14 protein-coding genes are annotated in these 14850 nt (G+C 72.6%); 6 read left to right on the forward strand and 8 right to left on the reverse strand.

Going from position 1 to position 14850, the window contains the following annotated elements; genetic code table 11:
• Positions 1–94: 94 nt before the first annotated feature.
• The 3 genes from ACFWE2_RS00535 to ACFWE2_RS00545 form a co-directional block, all read right to left on the reverse strand.
• Entirely contained in the window at positions 95–1381 is a 1287-nt protein-coding gene (locus tag ACFWE2_RS00535; protein WP_377222245.1) for a family 16 glycosylhydrolase, read from the reverse strand.
• Positions 1382–1661: 280 nt separating this feature from the next.
• Positions 1662–2081: an Hsp20/alpha crystallin family protein gene (locus tag ACFWE2_RS00540; protein WP_377222246.1), complete on the reverse strand. Its 420-nt coding sequence runs from the start codon at positions 2079–2081 to the stop codon at positions 1662–1664.
• Positions 2082–2215: 134 nt separating this feature from the next.
• Positions 2216–3241, reverse strand: coding sequence for a S66 peptidase family protein (locus tag ACFWE2_RS00545; RefSeq protein WP_377222247.1), 1026 nt, complete (start codon positions 3239–3241; stop codon positions 2216–2218).
• Positions 3242–3311: 70 nt separating this feature from the next.
• Here ACFWE2_RS00545 and ACFWE2_RS00550 point away from each other — a divergent pair, with 70 nt between their 5' ends.
• A complete protein-coding gene (locus tag ACFWE2_RS00550; protein WP_377222248.1) occupies positions 3312–3851 on the forward strand; it encodes a nucleotidyltransferase family protein in 540 nt (179 codons plus the stop codon).
• The gene (locus ACFWE2_RS00555) at positions 3848–4183 is read left to right on the forward strand and encodes a DUF86 domain-containing protein (RefSeq protein ID WP_377222249.1); all 336 of its coding nucleotides are present in this window, start codon (positions 3848–3850) and stop codon (positions 4181–4183) included. Before ACFWE2_RS00550 ends, ACFWE2_RS00555 begins: the two co-directional genes overlap by 4 nt.
• 27 nt (positions 4184–4210) lie before the next feature.
• Here ACFWE2_RS00555 and ACFWE2_RS00560 read toward each other — a convergent pair whose 3' ends face one another.
• Positions 4211–5389: an XdhC family protein gene (locus ACFWE2_RS00560; protein ID WP_377222250.1), complete on the reverse strand. Its 1179-nt coding sequence runs from the start codon at positions 5387–5389 to the stop codon at positions 4211–4213.
• A gap of 152 nt (positions 5390–5541) precedes the next feature.
• On the opposite strand from ACFWE2_RS00560, the gene ACFWE2_RS00565 reads away from it, so the two are divergent.
• On the forward strand, positions 5542–6033 hold the full coding sequence (locus tag ACFWE2_RS00565; RefSeq protein ID WP_357505405.1) for a dsRBD fold-containing protein: 492 nt from the start codon (positions 5542–5544) through the stop codon (positions 6031–6033).
• A 60-nt stretch (positions 6034–6093) separates the two neighbouring features.
• On the opposite strand, the gene ACFWE2_RS00570 is transcribed toward ACFWE2_RS00565, so the two are convergent.
• A complete protein-coding gene (locus ACFWE2_RS00570) occupies positions 6094–6732 on the reverse strand; it encodes a hypothetical protein (RefSeq protein ID WP_377222251.1) in 639 nt (212 codons plus the stop codon).
• A gap of 82 nt (positions 6733–6814) precedes the next feature.
• Here ACFWE2_RS00570 and glp point away from each other — a divergent pair, with 82 nt between their 5' ends.
• Positions 6815–8083 (forward strand): gephyrin-like molybdotransferase Glp, encoded by a 1269-nt coding sequence (gene glp, locus ACFWE2_RS00575; RefSeq protein WP_377222252.1) that lies wholly within the window; start codon positions 6815–6817, stop codon positions 8081–8083.
• 85 nt (positions 8084–8168) lie between these two features.
• Positions 8169–8588 carry a molybdenum cofactor biosynthesis protein MoaE gene (locus tag ACFWE2_RS00580; RefSeq protein WP_377222253.1) on the forward strand — a complete coding sequence of 140 codons (420 nt, stop codon included), beginning with the start codon at positions 8169–8171 and terminating at the stop codon, positions 8586–8588.
• Here ACFWE2_RS00580 and ACFWE2_RS00585 read toward each other — a convergent pair.
• Together ACFWE2_RS00585 and ACFWE2_RS00590 are read right to left on the reverse strand one after the other, a co-directional pair.
• On the reverse strand, positions 8554–9885 hold the full coding sequence (locus ACFWE2_RS00585) for a glycosyltransferase family 4 protein (protein WP_377222254.1): 1332 nt from the start codon (positions 9883–9885) through the stop codon (positions 8554–8556). The two genes, ACFWE2_RS00580 and ACFWE2_RS00585, sit on opposite strands and share 35 nt — an antisense overlap.
• Positions 9886–9942: 57 nt before the next feature.
• Complete coding sequence (locus tag ACFWE2_RS00590) at positions 9943–11103, reverse strand: GTP 3',8-cyclase MoaA (protein WP_377222255.1); 1161 nt, start codon at positions 11101–11103, stop codon at positions 9943–9945.
• 57 nt (positions 11104–11160) lie between these two features.
• Here ACFWE2_RS00590 and ACFWE2_RS00595 point away from each other — a divergent pair, with 57 nt between their 5' ends.
• On the forward strand, positions 11161–12057 hold the full coding sequence (locus tag ACFWE2_RS00595) for a ketopantoate reductase family protein (RefSeq protein ID WP_377222256.1): 897 nt from the start codon (positions 11161–11163) through the stop codon (positions 12055–12057).
• A gap of 83 nt (positions 12058–12140) precedes the next feature.
• On the opposite strand, the gene ACFWE2_RS00600 is transcribed toward ACFWE2_RS00595, so the two are convergent.
• Entirely contained in the window at positions 12141–14804 is a 2664-nt protein-coding gene (locus ACFWE2_RS00600; protein WP_377222257.1) for a hypothetical protein, read from the reverse strand.
• Between the last annotated feature and the right edge of the window lie 46 nt (positions 14805–14850).

The following is a 14850-nucleotide window of genomic DNA, read 5'->3' on the forward strand; positions in this document are numbered from 1 at the left end:
TGTTTTTTGTGGGTTTTTTTTTTTCCAACGGGCCACCCTTCAAAAAAAAAACCCAGCACTCAACGAGGAGGGTGGGGGCGAGGTTCGGCGCCCGCTACGGCAGCGTCCAGCGCTGGACGGTGCTCCCGTCGCAGTTGGCTATCTCGGTGCGGGTGCCGTCGGTCTGCACCCGGCCGACGGGCTGCAGGCAGCGTCCCGACTGCGGGTTGCGCAGCGCCAGCGTGCCGCTGGTCGAGGCCCACTGCTGGGCTCCGGTGCCGTTGCAGTCCCAGAGCTGGACGGCGGTGCCCGCCGCGGTGCCGCCGCCCGACACGTCGAGGCACTTGCCGAGCGCGCGGACGGTGCCGTCCGTGCCGACCGTCCACTGCTGGGCGGCGTTGCCGTTGCAGTTCGCGAGCTGGATCGGCGTGCCGTTCGCCGTGGCTGCTCCCGCGACGTCGAGGCAGATGCCGTTGCTCGCCCGGATCGTGCCCGTGCGGCTGCCTCCGCCGCCCGTCGAGTCGTACACGCGCACGTAGTCGACGACCATCTGCTGCGGGAACTGCGTGCTCCCGTCGGGGTAGCCGGGCCAGTTGCCGCCGACCGCGACGTTCAGGATGAAGAAGAACGGCTGGTTGAAGACCCACGGGTTGCTGCCCGTGTTCGCCGGCGTGAAGGTCTGGTACGCGTTCCCGTCCACGAGCCAGGTGATCGAGTTGGGGCTCCAGTCGATCGCGAAGGTGTGGAAGTCGTCGGCGAAGGACCAGTTCTGCGGGTGCTGGTACGACCCGGTGATGGGGTTGGCGCCCGAGTAGCCCGGGCCGTGCAGCGTCCCGTGCACGCGGTTGGGCTCGCGGCCGATGTTCTCCATGATGTCGATCTCACCCGAGTTCGGCCACGGCGTGCCCGGGAACTGGCCGCCGAGCATCCAGAACGCGGGCCAGATGCCCTGCCCGCGCGGGATCTTGATCCGCGCCTCCAGGCGACCGTACTGCGGCTGGACCTTGCCCTTGGTCGTGAGCCGGGCGGAGGTGTAGCCGCCGCCCTCCTGGCGGGCGGTGATCACCAGGTTGCCGTTGCCGTCCAGGGCTGAGTTGTTCCGGGAGCTCGTGTAGTTCTGCAGCTCGTTGTTGCCCCAGCCGCCTGCGCCGGTCTCGAAGTTCCAGTTGGCGCCGTTGGGCGCGCTGCCCGCGGCGCCGTTGAACTCGTCGGACCAGGTCAGGGCTGCGGCCTGGACCGCGGCGTCCTGTGCGGCGGCGGTCTCCGACGCCGGCGTGGCCCGGCCGTCGGACGCCCTGGGTGCCGCCGCGGCGGAGGTGACGAGCGAGGCCGACAGGACCAGGGTCAGGGCCGCCACCGCCGTCAGGCCGGTGCGGGTGGTGCGGTGTCTCGTGCTACGCATCGAACGCTCCTTCGCGAACATGTCTCTCCCGCCGCACGGAACCGCGCGACGGGCACAGCAGCGGCAGTCGCGCGTGCACTCCGGTGTGTCACGGGCGATGCGTGAGTGATGACGAAACGGTGCTCACGAGAAGTATTCGGCGCCGTGCCACGGCGCACAACGGGCGGACCGGTACATACGGGTTTTCCCCGACGCTGTCCCACGGCGGGCCGGAGCGCGTGGAACGCGGACGGCGCCCGGCCGCGAGTGCGGTCGGGCGCCGTCGTGCGGTCGCCGGGGATCAGGCGGCGGTCGTGACCTCGATGCGCTGCGGCGTCGTGCCGGCGAAGACGCCGGGGACGGTGACCGTCAGCACGCCGGCGTCGTAGGACGCGGTGACGGCGTCGCCGTCCACCGTCCTCGGCAGCGTGACCGTGCGGCGGAACGAGCCGAAGCGGACCTCCGAGATACGGCGGCCCTCGGACTCCTGCGAGCGCTGGTCCTTGCGCTCGCCGCGTACGACGAGCTTGCGGCCCTCGACCTCGACGGTGATGTCGTCGGCCGGGTTCACACCCGGCAGGTCGAGGCGGGCGACGAGGTCTTCACCCTCGCGGTAGACGTCGGCAGCGGGCACGGGGCCCTGGGCGACGGCGGACTGCGGGCTCCACGGGTCGCGGAGCCACGTGTGGGTGAACGGCGAACGGGTCAGGACGGTGGTCATGGTGTTCTCCTCCGGATGGGATTGATACCAGGCTCAACCTGAGTCGACCCGACTCAATTTCCGGGTTCGCCGACGGCGGACGACGTGTCAGACGTACAGGTCACCCGGGTGACCCAAACGTCTGACACGTCGGGTCAGTGCCGGGTGATCGTGAGGGTCGCGTCAGTGGCGGCGCCCGGCCCCCGGTCGGCCGTCCCGACCGACAGCTCCGCCGTCCCGCCGACCGGGAACGTGAGCAGCGGGCTCGTGTGCCCGAAGTCCACACCGGCCAGCACCGGCTTGCCGCGCAGGGCGGGCTGGCGGGCGACGATCTCGTCGAGCGCCGCGCGTGTCACGCCCGAGCTCGCCTGGAACCGGCCGATCACCAGGCCGGTGACGCCGTCCGCGCCCGGCAGCTGGAGCAGGGACGTGAGGCAGCGCGCGACGTGGGCGGCGTCCGACTCGAAGTCGTCCTCGAGGAAGAGGAGCGCGCCGTCGAGCGACGGCATGTACCCGGTGCCCTGCAGCAGGTTGAGCGTGCCGAGGTTGCCGCCGACGATCCGGCCAGAGGTCTGCCCGGGGCGCAGTGCCCACCAGCCCTCGTTCGGCACGGGGGTGCGGGCGTCCTGGTCGGCGAACCACAGGTCGTCGGTCCAGGCTTTCGCGGGTTCGACGGCGATCGGGGCATCGCTCATGACCGCCGCGCGGAACCAGTCCCCGGTGGGCTCGAAGTGGTCGCGCATGCCCCAGCTCGACCAGTGCGGGCCCGAGTACGTGACCAGACCGGTGCGGGCGAGGATCGCGTTCTGCAGCGCGGTGATGTCCGAGTAGCCGCAGAACACCTTCGGGTTGGCGGCGATCAGGTCGAAGTCGAGGTGGGGGAGCAGCTCGTTGCTGTTGAAGCCGCCGATCACGGTGAGGATCCCGGCGACGTCCGGGTCGGCGAACGCCGCGTGCAGGTCCGCGGCCCGGTGCTCGATGGTGCTGCTGCGGAACTGGTCGTCCTCGTCGACGTGCTCGCCGAACGTGAGGGTGAGGCCCATGGCGGCGAACCGCTCGTCGATCCACCGGGTGTTGTCGTGCTCCATGATCATCGTCCGGGACCGCGCGGGCGCTACCACCCGGAGGGTGTCGCCGGAACGGAGCCTGGGCGGGACGACGGTCTGTACGTGCGCTGGCATGCCCGCAGCCTAGGACGCTGCGGGGGAGTCGACGCTCCTGATAGCATCTCCTATCAGGAGGTGGTTCCCCGTGGAACGACGAACGGACGGTGCATCAGCGGTCGAGCGCGCCTTTGTGGAACACCTTCGGCGAACGAGTCGCCATGCCGGCGACCTACGGGCGGCGGCGACAAGGGAACTGGTCGTTGCGGCGAGCCAGGCACGAGATCTGGGCTGGAGCCAGCGCAGGATCGGACTTGCGCTCGGTCGTAGTCAGCCAGAGATCGCTCGGTTGCTGAGGCTCGAAGCGGAGAGCGGCGGCAGTGATCATGTGCACGGTCCTGTGCCGCTGCTGACGCTGCTGCTCCGTGACCGACGCGATGAGATCGTGGATGCCGCCGCACGTCACGGCGTGCGCAACGTCCGTGTCTTCGGGTCGGTGGCGCGGGGTGAGGACACCGAAGAGTCGGATGTCGACCTGCTCGTCGACCTTGACCCGGGGGTCGGCATGTTCGCGATCGGCGCGCTGGAGAGCGAACTCAAGGAGATGCTGGGACGTGAGGTCGACGTAGTGATCGCTCGGGCGTTGCGCGAGAGCGTCGCCGAGACAGTCGAGGCAATCCCGCTGTGATCGACAAGGACCAGCGCCATGTCGAGTCTGCGCTACATCATCTCGATGTTCTGAAGTCCTATCTCAAGCAGGGCACGATGGACGATCCGGTGCTATTCGACGCCGTATGTCTTCGGCTTGGAGCTTCGATCGAAGTGGCTGCCAAGTTGAGCGCGGAGGCCCGTGCACAGGCCTTCGGGCCAATGTGGAAAGCAATCTGGTCGACACGGAACCGCATCGCGCACGCTTACGAGTACATCGACCCGCAGCTGATCCGCAGCACCGTAGAGAGCGACCTTGTCCAGTACGAGGGCGCCCTGCGCGGTCTCCTTCCACGGCGGTCGCCCGAGTAACAGCGGATCGGGTCCGACAATACGGCGTCAGCCGTGGATCGGGCCGTCCGTCTCGCGCAGCGGCCGTGCCGAGGCGCACGAGCGGGCGGCGATCATCTCGGCGGCGATCGAGACGGCGGTCTCGTCCGGGGTCCGTGCGCCGAGGTCCAGGCCGATCGGGCTGCGCAGCCGCGCGAGGGCCGCGGCCGGTACGCCGTCCTCGATCAGCCGGGCCTCCCGTTCCGTGTGCGCCCGGCGCGAGCCCATCGCGCCCACGTAAGTCCCGGCCGGCAGCTCGGTGAGGGCCGTGCGCAACAGCGGCACGTCGAACTTCGGGTCGTGCGTCAGCACGCACACGGCGTCGTGCTCGGTGACCCGCCCCGCCTCGATCTCCGCGGCGAGGTACCGGTGCGGCCAGTCGACGACGACGTCGTCGGCCTCCGGGAAGCGGGCCGGCGTCGCGAAGACCGGGCGCGCGTCGCACACCGTCACGCGATAGCCGAGCAGCCGCCCGGCGCGCACCATGGCCGCGGCGAAGTCGATGGCGCCGAACACCAGCAGACGCGGGCGCGGCGCGAAGACCTGGAGGAACACGCGCGTCCCCGTCCCGGTGCGCTCGCCGCGCGGCCCGTACTCCCGGACGGCGGAGGCGCCGGTGGCGATCTGCCCGACGGCGTCGGCGGCGACCGCCGCCAGGAGCGGACTCGTCGTCGCCGGGTGCTGCGCGGCCGCGACCGTGAGGTGCCCGCCCAGCATGTCGACGTCGGCGTTCGCGTCCGGGCCGCCGTCCGCGCCCGCGGCAGTGGCGATGACCGTGGCGAGGCAGACGCCTGAGGCGCGCGGGCCGTCGTCGGGCAGCGCGAGGCCGGTGCCCAGGACCTGTGCGGCGAAGGACTCGAAGTCCGGCCAGGCGGTGCGCGAGAGCGGGGCGACGAATACCTCGATGGTCCCGCCGCAGGTCAGGCCCACCTCGACGGCGGCATCGGAGGAGACGCCGTACCGCACGAGGACGGGCCGCCCGGTCTCGGCGACCTCCAGGCACAGGTCGTACACCGCGCCCTCGACGCAGCCCCCGGACACCGAGCCGATCACCTCGCCGCCCGGCCCGACGGCCATCGCGGCGCCCGGCGCGCGCGGCGCCGACCGGAAGGTGCGCACCACCGTGGCGACCGCGACGTGCTCGTCGGCGCGCCACCAGCCCAGCAGCCGCGGCAGCAGATCCCGCATCCGGCGCACCTCCCTCGTCCGAGCACCTGCCTGAGCTTCAGAATCGCACGCACGCGTCAAGCGCCGATGTCGTGCGAGTTACCGGTGCGTCCGACACGGCGGGCGAAAGGGGGAGATGATGGAACCGATCGCAGCGACGCGAGGAGGACCCCATGAAGGCAGCGGTTGGCGACCGGATAGTCACGGCCTCGGGAGTGGTCGGCGGCGTGGTGCGCGACGGCGTGGTGACCGAGTGTCCCCACGACGACGGCTCGCCGCCCTACCGGGTCAGATGGTCCGACACCGGCGAGGAGACGCTCGTCTACCCCGGCTCCGACACGATCGTCGACGCCCAGGTCGAGGCCGGCTCGGACGAGTGGCGCGAGCAGCCCCGGCAGGCCAGGGCGCTCACCTGGGACGTGCGGATCACCGTGGTCGAGTCGGGTGGCAGCACGACGGCGGAGGCGACGGTGACGAACGGCCCGCCGGACGCGCTGCGCGCCGTCGGGCACGCGAGGAAGTCGCCCGGGGACGCGGAGGTACCGCTGATCGGCGACGAGATCGCCGCCGGCCGGGCGCTGCGGCGGCTGGCCGACCGGCTGCTCGCCGTGGCGGAGCAGGACGTCTCGGCGGCGGTCGGCCACCGGGCGCACGTGCACCGCTAGGCGGGTCACGCCGCGAGCCGGGCCAGGGCGCCGGGCCGCCCGCTGGGCCAGGCTGCCCGGCTACGCCAGGATGCCCGAGGCGTCGAGCGCGTCCCGCACCTCGGTGTCGAGCCAGGGCACTATGCCCTCCCAGGTCGTGCGCCACGAGATGCCGCTGATCTGGGTGCCGTCGGGGAACGTCTCGATGTAGTCGGCCTGGAGCACGCCGAAGCTGTCGCACCAGAACGCGTTGGCGGGGCTGCCGTCGAGGAGCTGGTCGATGCGCATCGCCGACGTCGAGACGCCGTCGGGCAGGAGGAGCGGCTGCGTGTCGGTGCGGATCAGCAGGGCCTGCCGCGTGCGCGTCGGGTCGGCGTCGTCGAGCTGGGTGTACTCGGTCCACGCGCCGACCGTCGCGAGCTCCAGCACCAGCAGGTACCGCGCGAACGACGGCACGCCGTCCCGCGCACCGGGCGGCAGGTCCGACCGTTCGAACGTGACGTCAACGCCGCCGGGCTCGCGCTGCGTGGAGTAGCGCACCCAGTTGCGGATGTTGCCGTCGTACTCCACCCGCTGCCTGGCCTGCAGCACGACGGAGGGTGTCGGCCGCATGGCCAGTACCGAGTCGAGGATCCGCAGGCCGTCCGGGGTCTGCGAGTCCCGGCGCACGAGAGCGCCGTCGGGCGTCGTCCCGTTGTTGCTCAGCGCGTGGATGTGCATGGTCGATTCTGGCGCCGGAGGCCGCCCGGACGCCAGGGCAGCGGGTGTGCCCCGCCCGGGGCGTCCCGGGTAGGTTGCGAGCATGAGCGAGCGCGTTGACGTGGAACAGCACCGGGCCGACGTCGCGGAGCTCCTCGCGGAGCTCGCCGGCCGGCCCACCGAGGAGGTGTCCGTCCACGAGGGCGCGCTCGGGCGGGTGCTCGCGAGCGACGTCCTCGCCCCGGGGCCGCTGCCGCGCTTCCGCAACTCGCAGATGGACGGCTTCGCGGTCCGCGCGGCGGACGTCGCCTCGGCGGGGCCCGGCGCGCCCGTGACCCTGCCCGTCGTGGGGGACGTCGCCGCGGCGCCGGGCGAGCCCGCGCCGCTGGAGCCGGGCACCGCGGTCCGGATCATGACCGGCGCACCCGTACCGGCCGGCGCCGACGCGGTGGTCCCCGTCGAGGACACGGACCATGTGACGTTCAACCACGCCCGCGGGGACGGCACCCGCGACGACGGCGCTCCGCACGGCTCAGCGACGAGCGTCGAGATCGCCCGCGGGCGGCAGGCCGGGGAGTTCGTCAGGGAGCCCGGCTCCGACGTCGCCCAGGGCGCCGTGGTGCTGCGCGCCGGGACGGTGCTGGCGCCGCACCACGTGGCGGCCGCCGCGGCCTGCGGTATCGCGCGGCTGACGGTCCGCGTGCCGGTCTCGGTGGCCGTCGTGTCAACCGGGAGCGAGCTCGTCGGACCCGGCGACGAGCCCGGCCCCGGCCAGATCTGGGACGCCAACGGCCCGGCGCTCGCGGCCGCCGTCCTCGCGGCGGGCGGGCAGGTGGGCCTGCGCCTGACCGTCCCCGACGACCCCGAGGTCGTGCGCGCGGGCCTGGAGCGCGCGGCGGCGCTGTGCGACCTCGTGCTCACGACCGGCGGCGTCAGCCAGGGTGCCTACGAGGTGGTCAAGGACGCGCTGCCGGAGGTCGCGTTCCGCTCGGTGGCTATGCAGCCAGGCGGACCGCAGGGCCTCGGGCGGTTCGCGGGCCGGCCCGTGCTCGCCTTCCCCGGCAACCCGGTCAGCGCCCAGGTCTCGTTCGTCGTGTTCCTCCGCGACCTCCTGCGGCAGGCTGGCGGCCTCTTGCCCGTGCGGCAGGTTCCGGCGGTGCTCGACGACGCCGTCGTCTCACCGGCCGGGCGGCGTCAGCTCCTGCGGGGCCGCTGGGTGGACGACGCCGGCGCCGGGGCGCGGGTCGCCGTCGTCGGCGGGCCGGGGTCGCACCTCGTGGCGTCGATGGCGGCCGCGGACGTGCTGATCGACGTCCCCGCCGCCGCGACTAGGCTCGACGAGGGCGCCGAGGTGATGACGTGGCCGCTCTGACGCCGGGCCGGACGCCGGCGCCCGACAGGCGCTGGGCGCAGACGCGCTGGGCGCAGACGCGCTCGGCGCAGACGAAGGAGTGCTGATGGACCAGGTGGTGCGGGTGACGCAGGACGTGCTCGACGACGCCGTCGGGCGGGCCGTCGAGGCGGCGGTCGCGGCCCCGGAGTGCGGCGCGGTGGTGACGTTCCGCGGCGTGGTCCGCGACGACGACGGCGGCCGGGACGTCACGAGCCTCGACTACGAGGCCCACCCCTCCGCCACGGACGTCCTGCAAAAAGTGTGCCAGGCGGTGGCCGCCGAGACGGGGCTGCGGGTCGCGGCGACCCACCGGGTCGGGCACCTCGTGGTGGGGGACGTCGCGCTCGTCGCCGCGGCGTCGGCCGGGCACCGCAAGGAGGCGTTCGAGGCGTGCTCCCTGCTGGTGGAGCGCATCAAGGCCGAGGTGCCGATCTGGAAGAGGCAGCAGTTCACGGACGGCGAGTCCGAGTGGGTCGGCCTGTAGCGATCCGGCGCATGCGCGTGGCCGCCCTGCGGACCGTGTCGCTGCCGGGCATCCGGTCCGGCAGCAGCTCGGGGAGCCGGGCCGGATGCATCCGCTGGGTCAGGTCACGCGCCGACCGGAGCGTCAGGCTCGGCATCGACAGGCCGGTCACGGTGAAGCTGGTCAGGCTGGGCACGCTCAGGTTGATGGCAGGCAGCCGCTGCATGCCCCGTCGCCAGATGCGCTCGCGCACCGGCGGGGGCGGCACGTCGAGCTGGGCGTAGAACGCCTCGGCGCACGCCCGCCACGAGAAGAGCTCGGCGTACCGGCGCGTCTCCTCGCGTGAGCACTCCAGTGCGGCGAGGCAGGCGGCCCGCAGGTCCTCGTCGACGGCGCCCGCGCCGGAACCCGGGATGAGGTCGCGCGGGCCGGGCGCGTCGAAGCCGGCCACGGGGGTGCCCGACGCCATCGCCTCCAGGATGACCAGGCCGAACGTGTCGGTGCGGCTCGGGAAGACGAGGACGTCCGCGTCGGCGAAGTGCTGCGCCAGGTCCTCGCCGGAACGGCGTCCCCGGAAGTGCGCGTCGGGGTGGTCGGCCTCCAGGTCGGCCCTGGCCGGTCCGTCGCCGACCACGACCTTCGAGCCCGGCAGGTCGAGGTCGAGGAACGCCTGGACGTTCTTCTCCACGGCCAGCCGCCCCACGTACAGGAAGACGGGCCCGGGCAGGTCGCCGTACACCCCGCGGCCCCGGCCGGGCTCCGCCGTCGCCGCCCGGCGACCGGGGTGGAACTGCTCGATGTCCACCCCGAGACTCCACGGCGTCACGTTGCTGATGCGCCACCGGGTGAGTTGCGCGCGCATGGTCGGCGTCGTCACCAGCACGGCGCCGGACTTGCCGTGGAACCTGCGCATGTACCGGTAGCCGGCCCAGAGCGGGATCCACGACCAGCGGGCGGTCAGGTACTCGGGGAACTGCGTGTGATAGCTGGAGGTGAAGGGGAAGCCGAAGTGGTCGCAGACGGCGCGTGCGTACCAGCCGAGCGGACCCTCCGTCGCGATGTGCACGGCGTCGGGCGCGAACTCCAGGAACCGCCGCTCGACGTCGTCGCGGGCCATGATCGGCACGCGGATCTCGGAGTAGCTGATCAGGGGGATGGTCCGGTAGCCGTCCCACGGCGTCACCACCTCGACGGCACAGCCCATGCGACGTAGCTCGGCGACCGTGCGGGAGAGCGCCGTGGCGACGCCGTTCACCTGCGGCTCCCAGGCGTCGGTCACGATCATGATGCGGTGCGGCCGTTCGGTCGCTGTACTCACGCCGAAATTCAACCACGCCCACGCGTCGCCCCTGACCAGCCACGACCTGGGGAAGCGTCAGCCGCCGATGGCGCCCATGCTGCGCTCGGTCCGGGCGAACGCGTCGGCCGCCAGCTCGACGGCGTCGCTGCCGTGCGCGCGGGGCTTGGCCCACATCGCCGCGCGCCAGGTGTCGCCCACCTCGTCGTCCGTCGCGCCGTTGCGCAGCAGGGCCTTGAGGTCGGTCTCCTCGTTGCCGAACAGGCACGAGCGGACGGTGCCCTCGGCGGTCAGCCGGGTGCGGTCGCACGCCCCGCAGAAGGACCGGGTCACCGACGCGATGATCCCGACGGTCGCGGGACCGTCGTCGACCAGCCACTCCTCGGCGGGGGCCGACGGGTCCTCGCGGCCGGCCGGAGTCAGCCTGAAGCGGGACTCCAGCACGCCCAGCAGGTCGGCGGCACTCACGACGTCGTCGCGCGTCCACCGCCCGTCCGCGTCGAGCGGCATCTCCTCGATGAAGCGCAGGTTGCAGCCGTGCTCGACGGCCCAGGCGAGCAGGTCGGCGGCGCCCGTCAGGGTCTCGGGCAGGAGCACCGCGTTGATCTTGACGGGTGCCAGGCCCGCTGCGAGCGCCGCGCGGATGCCCGTCAGCACGTCGTCGAGGCGGTCGCGGCGGGTCAGGGTCGCGAACGCCGCCCGGTCCACGGTGTCGAGCGAGACGTTGACGCGGTCGAGCCCGGCCGCGACCAGCGCGTCGACGCGCTTGTCGAGCCCGAGGGCGTTGGAGGTCATGGCGATGCGGACGCGTTCAGCCGAAGCCGGGGCGTCCGCAGCCGGGGCGGCCGCCGTCGTGCCCGGCCGGAGCGCTGCCATCGCGTCGTCCGCCGCCGTCCGCGCCGCGCCGATGATCTCCTCCAGGTCGCGCCGCATGAGCGGCTCGCCGCCGGTGAACCGGATGTCGCGGATACCGAGGTCGCGCACGCCGATGCCGACCAGCCGGCCGATCTCCTCCGGCGTCATCAGCTCGTCGCGCGGCACCAGCGGCAGGCCCTCGGCCGGCATGCAGTACGTACAGCGCAGCGAGCAGGCGGTGGTGATCGAGACCCGCAGGTCGCGTGCGACGCGCCCGTACCGGTCCACGAGCAGCGGTGTCGCGGGGCGCGGGCGCCCACCCGGCGTGGCCGCGCGCCGCGGCACGCCTCGCACCGACGGGACCCCGAGCGCAACAGCTGCCATGTCCAGAGGGTAGACCAGCCCGGATCAGCGGCCGGTGGGCTGCCTAGCATGTGGCGCATGACTGACAACCTCATCGCGGTAATCGGCCCGGGCGCGATCGGTGGCCTGGTCGCGGCCATGCTGCAGCAGGCGGGGCACGACGTCGTGGTGGTCGCCCGGGAGAAGACCGCCCGGCAGGTCACGGAGCACGGCCTCGACATCGAGACCGACGAGTTCGGCACGTGGCACGCCCCGCTGCGGGCCGCGACAGAGGTTCCGCACGGTGCGCGTGTGGTCGTGGCGGTCAAGGCGGAGGGGGTGGCGGACGCCGCGGCGCTGCTCGCCGGCGCCGCGCCCGTCGAGGTGCTGTCGCTGCTCAACGGCCTGGACCACCTCGACGTCCTGCGCTCGGCGCTGCCCGGCGTGCGGGTGGTCGGCGCCACCATCGCCGGCGAGACGCTGCGGACCGGCGCGGGCGGCTTCGGTCCGGCTCTGGTCCGTCACCGCGGGACCCTGCTGCGGACGGTCGTGCCCGACGACGCCGCTGAGCTCGGCCTGGTCGCCGCCCTGCGGGACACCCCGATCGAGGTGCTCACCGGCGGGACCGACACCGAGGTGCTGTGGAAGAAGCTGCGCTTCCTGGCGCCGCTCGCGCTGCTGACCTCGGCCTGGGGGACCAGCATCGGGGACGCGCTGGCCCGCGACCCGCGGCTGACCACCGGGCTGCTCGCCGAGATCGCGGCGACGGCCACCGCCGAGGGCGTGCCCACGACGGGCGAGGACCTCCAGGGCATCCTCGGCGGGTTCCCGGCCACCATGCGGTCGTCGCTGCAGGCCGACATCGAGGCCGGCCGGGAGGGCGAGCTCGACGCGATCGGCGGAGCGGTCCGCCGCCGAGCGGCGTCCCATGGTCTCCCGACCCCGTACCTGGACGAGGCGATCGCCAAGATCTCGGCCCGGGTACCGACAACCTGACCCCGGCTTCGTTGAGTGCTGGCTATTTGTGCGTTTCGGGGCCAGGAAGGCGCAAATAGCCAGCACTCAACGGGCGGGGTGGGTCAGGATGTTCGGGTCGTCAGCGGGGTTCCCGTGGTCAGCGGGGCCACCGTCACCCTGTCGATGTCCGGGGCCCAGGCGGTCGGGTTGCCGAGCCTGAGCTCGCCGGTGCCCGTGGTCAGCGTGACCGGGATGGTCCGCTGCCAGAAGCTGTGCCACGAGTACGTGTACCGGAAGTACGCGGAACCGACGGGCGCCGCGCTCTCGCCCTCCGTTACCACCACCTGCCGGTCGACCACCTGCGGGTTGTAGTCGTGCTCTCCGGAGGTCTCGGCGTTCGCGTAGTGGACCACCACGTCGTAGTCGCCGGGAGCGTCGAACCCGGCGCCGCGCGGGACGGCGACGTGGTTGCCGTTCCCCTGGCCGACCCACCCCACATATCTGCCCCCGGAGGCGTTCGAGCCCGACGACGGGTCGAGGCCCACCACGGCGGCGTCACCGCGCAGGGTCAGGTCCTCGGCCTCGAACGTCGACGCCGCGGCGTCGCCCTCGGCGGCCCGGGTGACGGTCACCGACTTCACGCGCGCGCCGCGGCCCGACCGCAGCTCCAGCTCGTTGATGCCCTCGTTGAGGTGGGCGCGGACGGTGGTGCGGCGGTGGCCGCCGTTGGGGACCCGCACGTCCGCGAGGACCCGGCCGCCGAGCTCCAGCCGCAGGTCCGACGCCCCGGCGGTGTGGTACTCGACGGCGACGTCGTAGTAGCCCGTCTCCATGGCGGTGACGTACGCGTCGGCCCGCTGGTCCCTGCCCGCGACGGCGCCGAAGCCCCGTGTGCCGGACTGCCAGCTCAGGCCCGCGCCGCCGTAGTAGCGCAGGGTGCTGGCGGGGTACGTGGTCGGCTCACCGTCGGTGACGTCGGTCAGCAGGAACTTGTCGAGCGTGATGTCGGAGCCCGGCAGGAGCAGGCGTCCGTCCCGGCTCGCCCGGACGGACAGGACGTGGGTGCCCTTGGTCAGCTCGACCGCGACCTCCGTGCTGCCGCGGTACTGCCACCGGGCCGTGTCGGTCAGGGCCAGGTCGGCCGTGTACTGGATGTCGTCGCGGTGCGAACCGTCGACGAACAGCGCGTGCCTGCCGGGTTCGCCCGGCGTGGCGCCGATGATCTGGAGCCGGTACGTGCCGGTGCGGGGCACCGTGACCGTCCAGTCCGCGGCCGACGTCGGCTGGTTGAACGAACCGACGTCCTCCCCGCCCGAGGCGAGGAACTTCCAGCCACCGGATCCCCGCGGGTCCTGTACGTAGGTCCGGGCCGCCGTGAGCTGGGTGTCCTCGGCCTCGATGCTCGTCGTCCAGACGGGGTCCACGGTCACCGCGCGGTCCTGCGCGGGGGTGACCACCACCTGGTACGCGGCGTAGCGGTCGTAGGTCGGCACGGTGAGCCCCAGCGCGCCGTCGCTCGCGACGCGCGCCCCGTCGACGGCGTGGACGACGCGCGGCGTGCCCGCAAGGCCCTCCGCTCCGGTGAGGGTGACCTCGCGGACCTCGATGTCGACCGACCTGCCGAAGACGGCGGGGGAGAGGCCGCGCAGGTCGAGGCGGACGTCGGAGTCGGTGCCGCCGTACAGGACGGTCGCGCGGCGGTTCGCGGCGTCGATCGCCCCGATGCCCTGCAGGGTGTCGGCGACGTTGAGCTGGGGCGGCGTCACGCGGACGGTCTGCGACCCGGCCAGGTCGCCGTACCACTTGAACATCCACCAGCCACCGTTGGCGCCGTTGGGTCGGGCGCTGTTGTCCGAGAAGTTGCCCGCGTAGTTCCAGTAGGCGGTCTGCGAGTCGACCTTGGCGTCCTCGAACATGGAGAACCACTGGATGAGCTGGCCGGGCACGCCCATGTCGCGCAGCATGCCGTACTCGGTGATGTTCACGTGGATCGGCGCGACGCCGAGCTCACGCTCGAGCGCGCGGTAGTCCGCGAAGTGCGACCGGAACGTCGCGAGGTTCTCGATGCCGAGCTCGTGCCAGATGAAGACGTCGGGCAGCACGTCGTTCCGCTTCGCGAAGGCGAGGAAGTCCCGCGACCGCTCGGGCTGCCAGCGCGCGTCGCCGGGGCCGCCGATCCGGGCGGGCGCCAGCCCGTGGCGGGCGTAGACCTCCTGGATCTTGTCGTGGACCGCCTTCCAGTCGGAGAGGAAGGTGTCACGCAGGTTCGGCCAGTTCTGGTACCAGATGCCGTCCGGCTCGTTGAACGGGATGAACAGGTACTCCTCGGGGTGGTCGGACTGCGTGGCCACCACCTCCACCATGAGCTCGACGACCTCGAGGTAGTCCCACACGCCGTTGGGCTCCTCGACGTACTCCCCGGTGGCCTGGTCGTAGGTGCGCACGTCGCCCACGCGCACGCCACGGTGGTACGGCCAGTCGGGGTAGTGGTCCTGGATGTAGATCGCGAGCTCTTCGCCGTGCTTGGCGAAGAACCCGTCCTCGACCTTGAGGATGTCCCCGCTCGGGTGCTGCGTGCCGAACGGCGGCTTCTGCGAGGAGTTCGTGATGTGCGCGCCGTTGATGAGCGCCTGCGTGGGCGCACCCTCGTCGCCGAACCCGTAGAGGGTGCCGGTGGCACCGCCCCGGAAGTCTCCGGTCGTCGCCCCGAAGTCCACCGTCAGGCTCTCGGGTTCGGCAGCCGCCGGCTGCGCGACCGTGAGCGTCGCCGCTGTCAGAGCCGTCACCGCGATACCGCTCCATCCTCGTCGCCGTCGGGACCGCTGCCATGAT

Source organism: Promicromonospora sp. NPDC060271 (assembly GCF_042726755.1).
Lineage (GTDB): Bacteria > Actinomycetota > Actinomycetes > Actinomycetales > Cellulomonadaceae > Promicromonospora.

Excerpts from the sequence above, each read along its gene's own strand:
- ACFWE2_RS00560 (WP_377222250.1), bottom strand. The coding sequence starts at position 5,389 with ATGCGGGATCTGCTGCCGCGGCTGCTGGGCTGGTGGCGCGCCGACGAG.
- ACFWE2_RS00590 (WP_377222255.1), bottom strand. The coding sequence starts at position 11,103 with ATGGCAGCTGTTGCGCTCGGGGTCCCGTCGGTGCGAGGCGTGCCGCGG.
- ACFWE2_RS00570 (WP_377222251.1), bottom strand. The coding sequence starts at position 6,732 with ATGCACATCCACGCGCTGAGCAACAACGGGACGACGCCCGACGGCGCT.
- ACFWE2_RS00565 (WP_357505405.1), top strand. The coding sequence starts at position 5,542 with ATGAAGGCAGCGGTTGGCGACCGGATAGTCACGGCCTCGGGAGTGGTC.
- ACFWE2_RS00535 (WP_377222245.1), bottom strand. The coding sequence starts at position 1,381 with ATGCGTAGCACGAGACACCGCACCACCCGCACCGGCCTGACGGCGGTG.
- ACFWE2_RS00545 (WP_377222247.1), bottom strand. The coding sequence starts at position 3,241 with ATGCCAGCGCACGTACAGACCGTCGTCCCGCCCAGGCTCCGTTCCGGC.
- glp (WP_377222252.1), top strand. The coding sequence starts at position 6,815 with ATGAGCGAGCGCGTTGACGTGGAACAGCACCGGGCCGACGTCGCGGAG.
- ACFWE2_RS00540 (WP_377222246.1), bottom strand. The coding sequence starts at position 2,081 with ATGACCACCGTCCTGACCCGTTCGCCGTTCACCCACACGTGGCTCCGC.
- ACFWE2_RS00580 (WP_377222253.1), top strand. The coding sequence starts at position 8,169 with ATGGACCAGGTGGTGCGGGTGACGCAGGACGTGCTCGACGACGCCGTC.
- ACFWE2_RS00595 (WP_377222256.1), top strand. The coding sequence starts at position 11,161 with ATGACTGACAACCTCATCGCGGTAATCGGCCCGGGCGCGATCGGTGGC.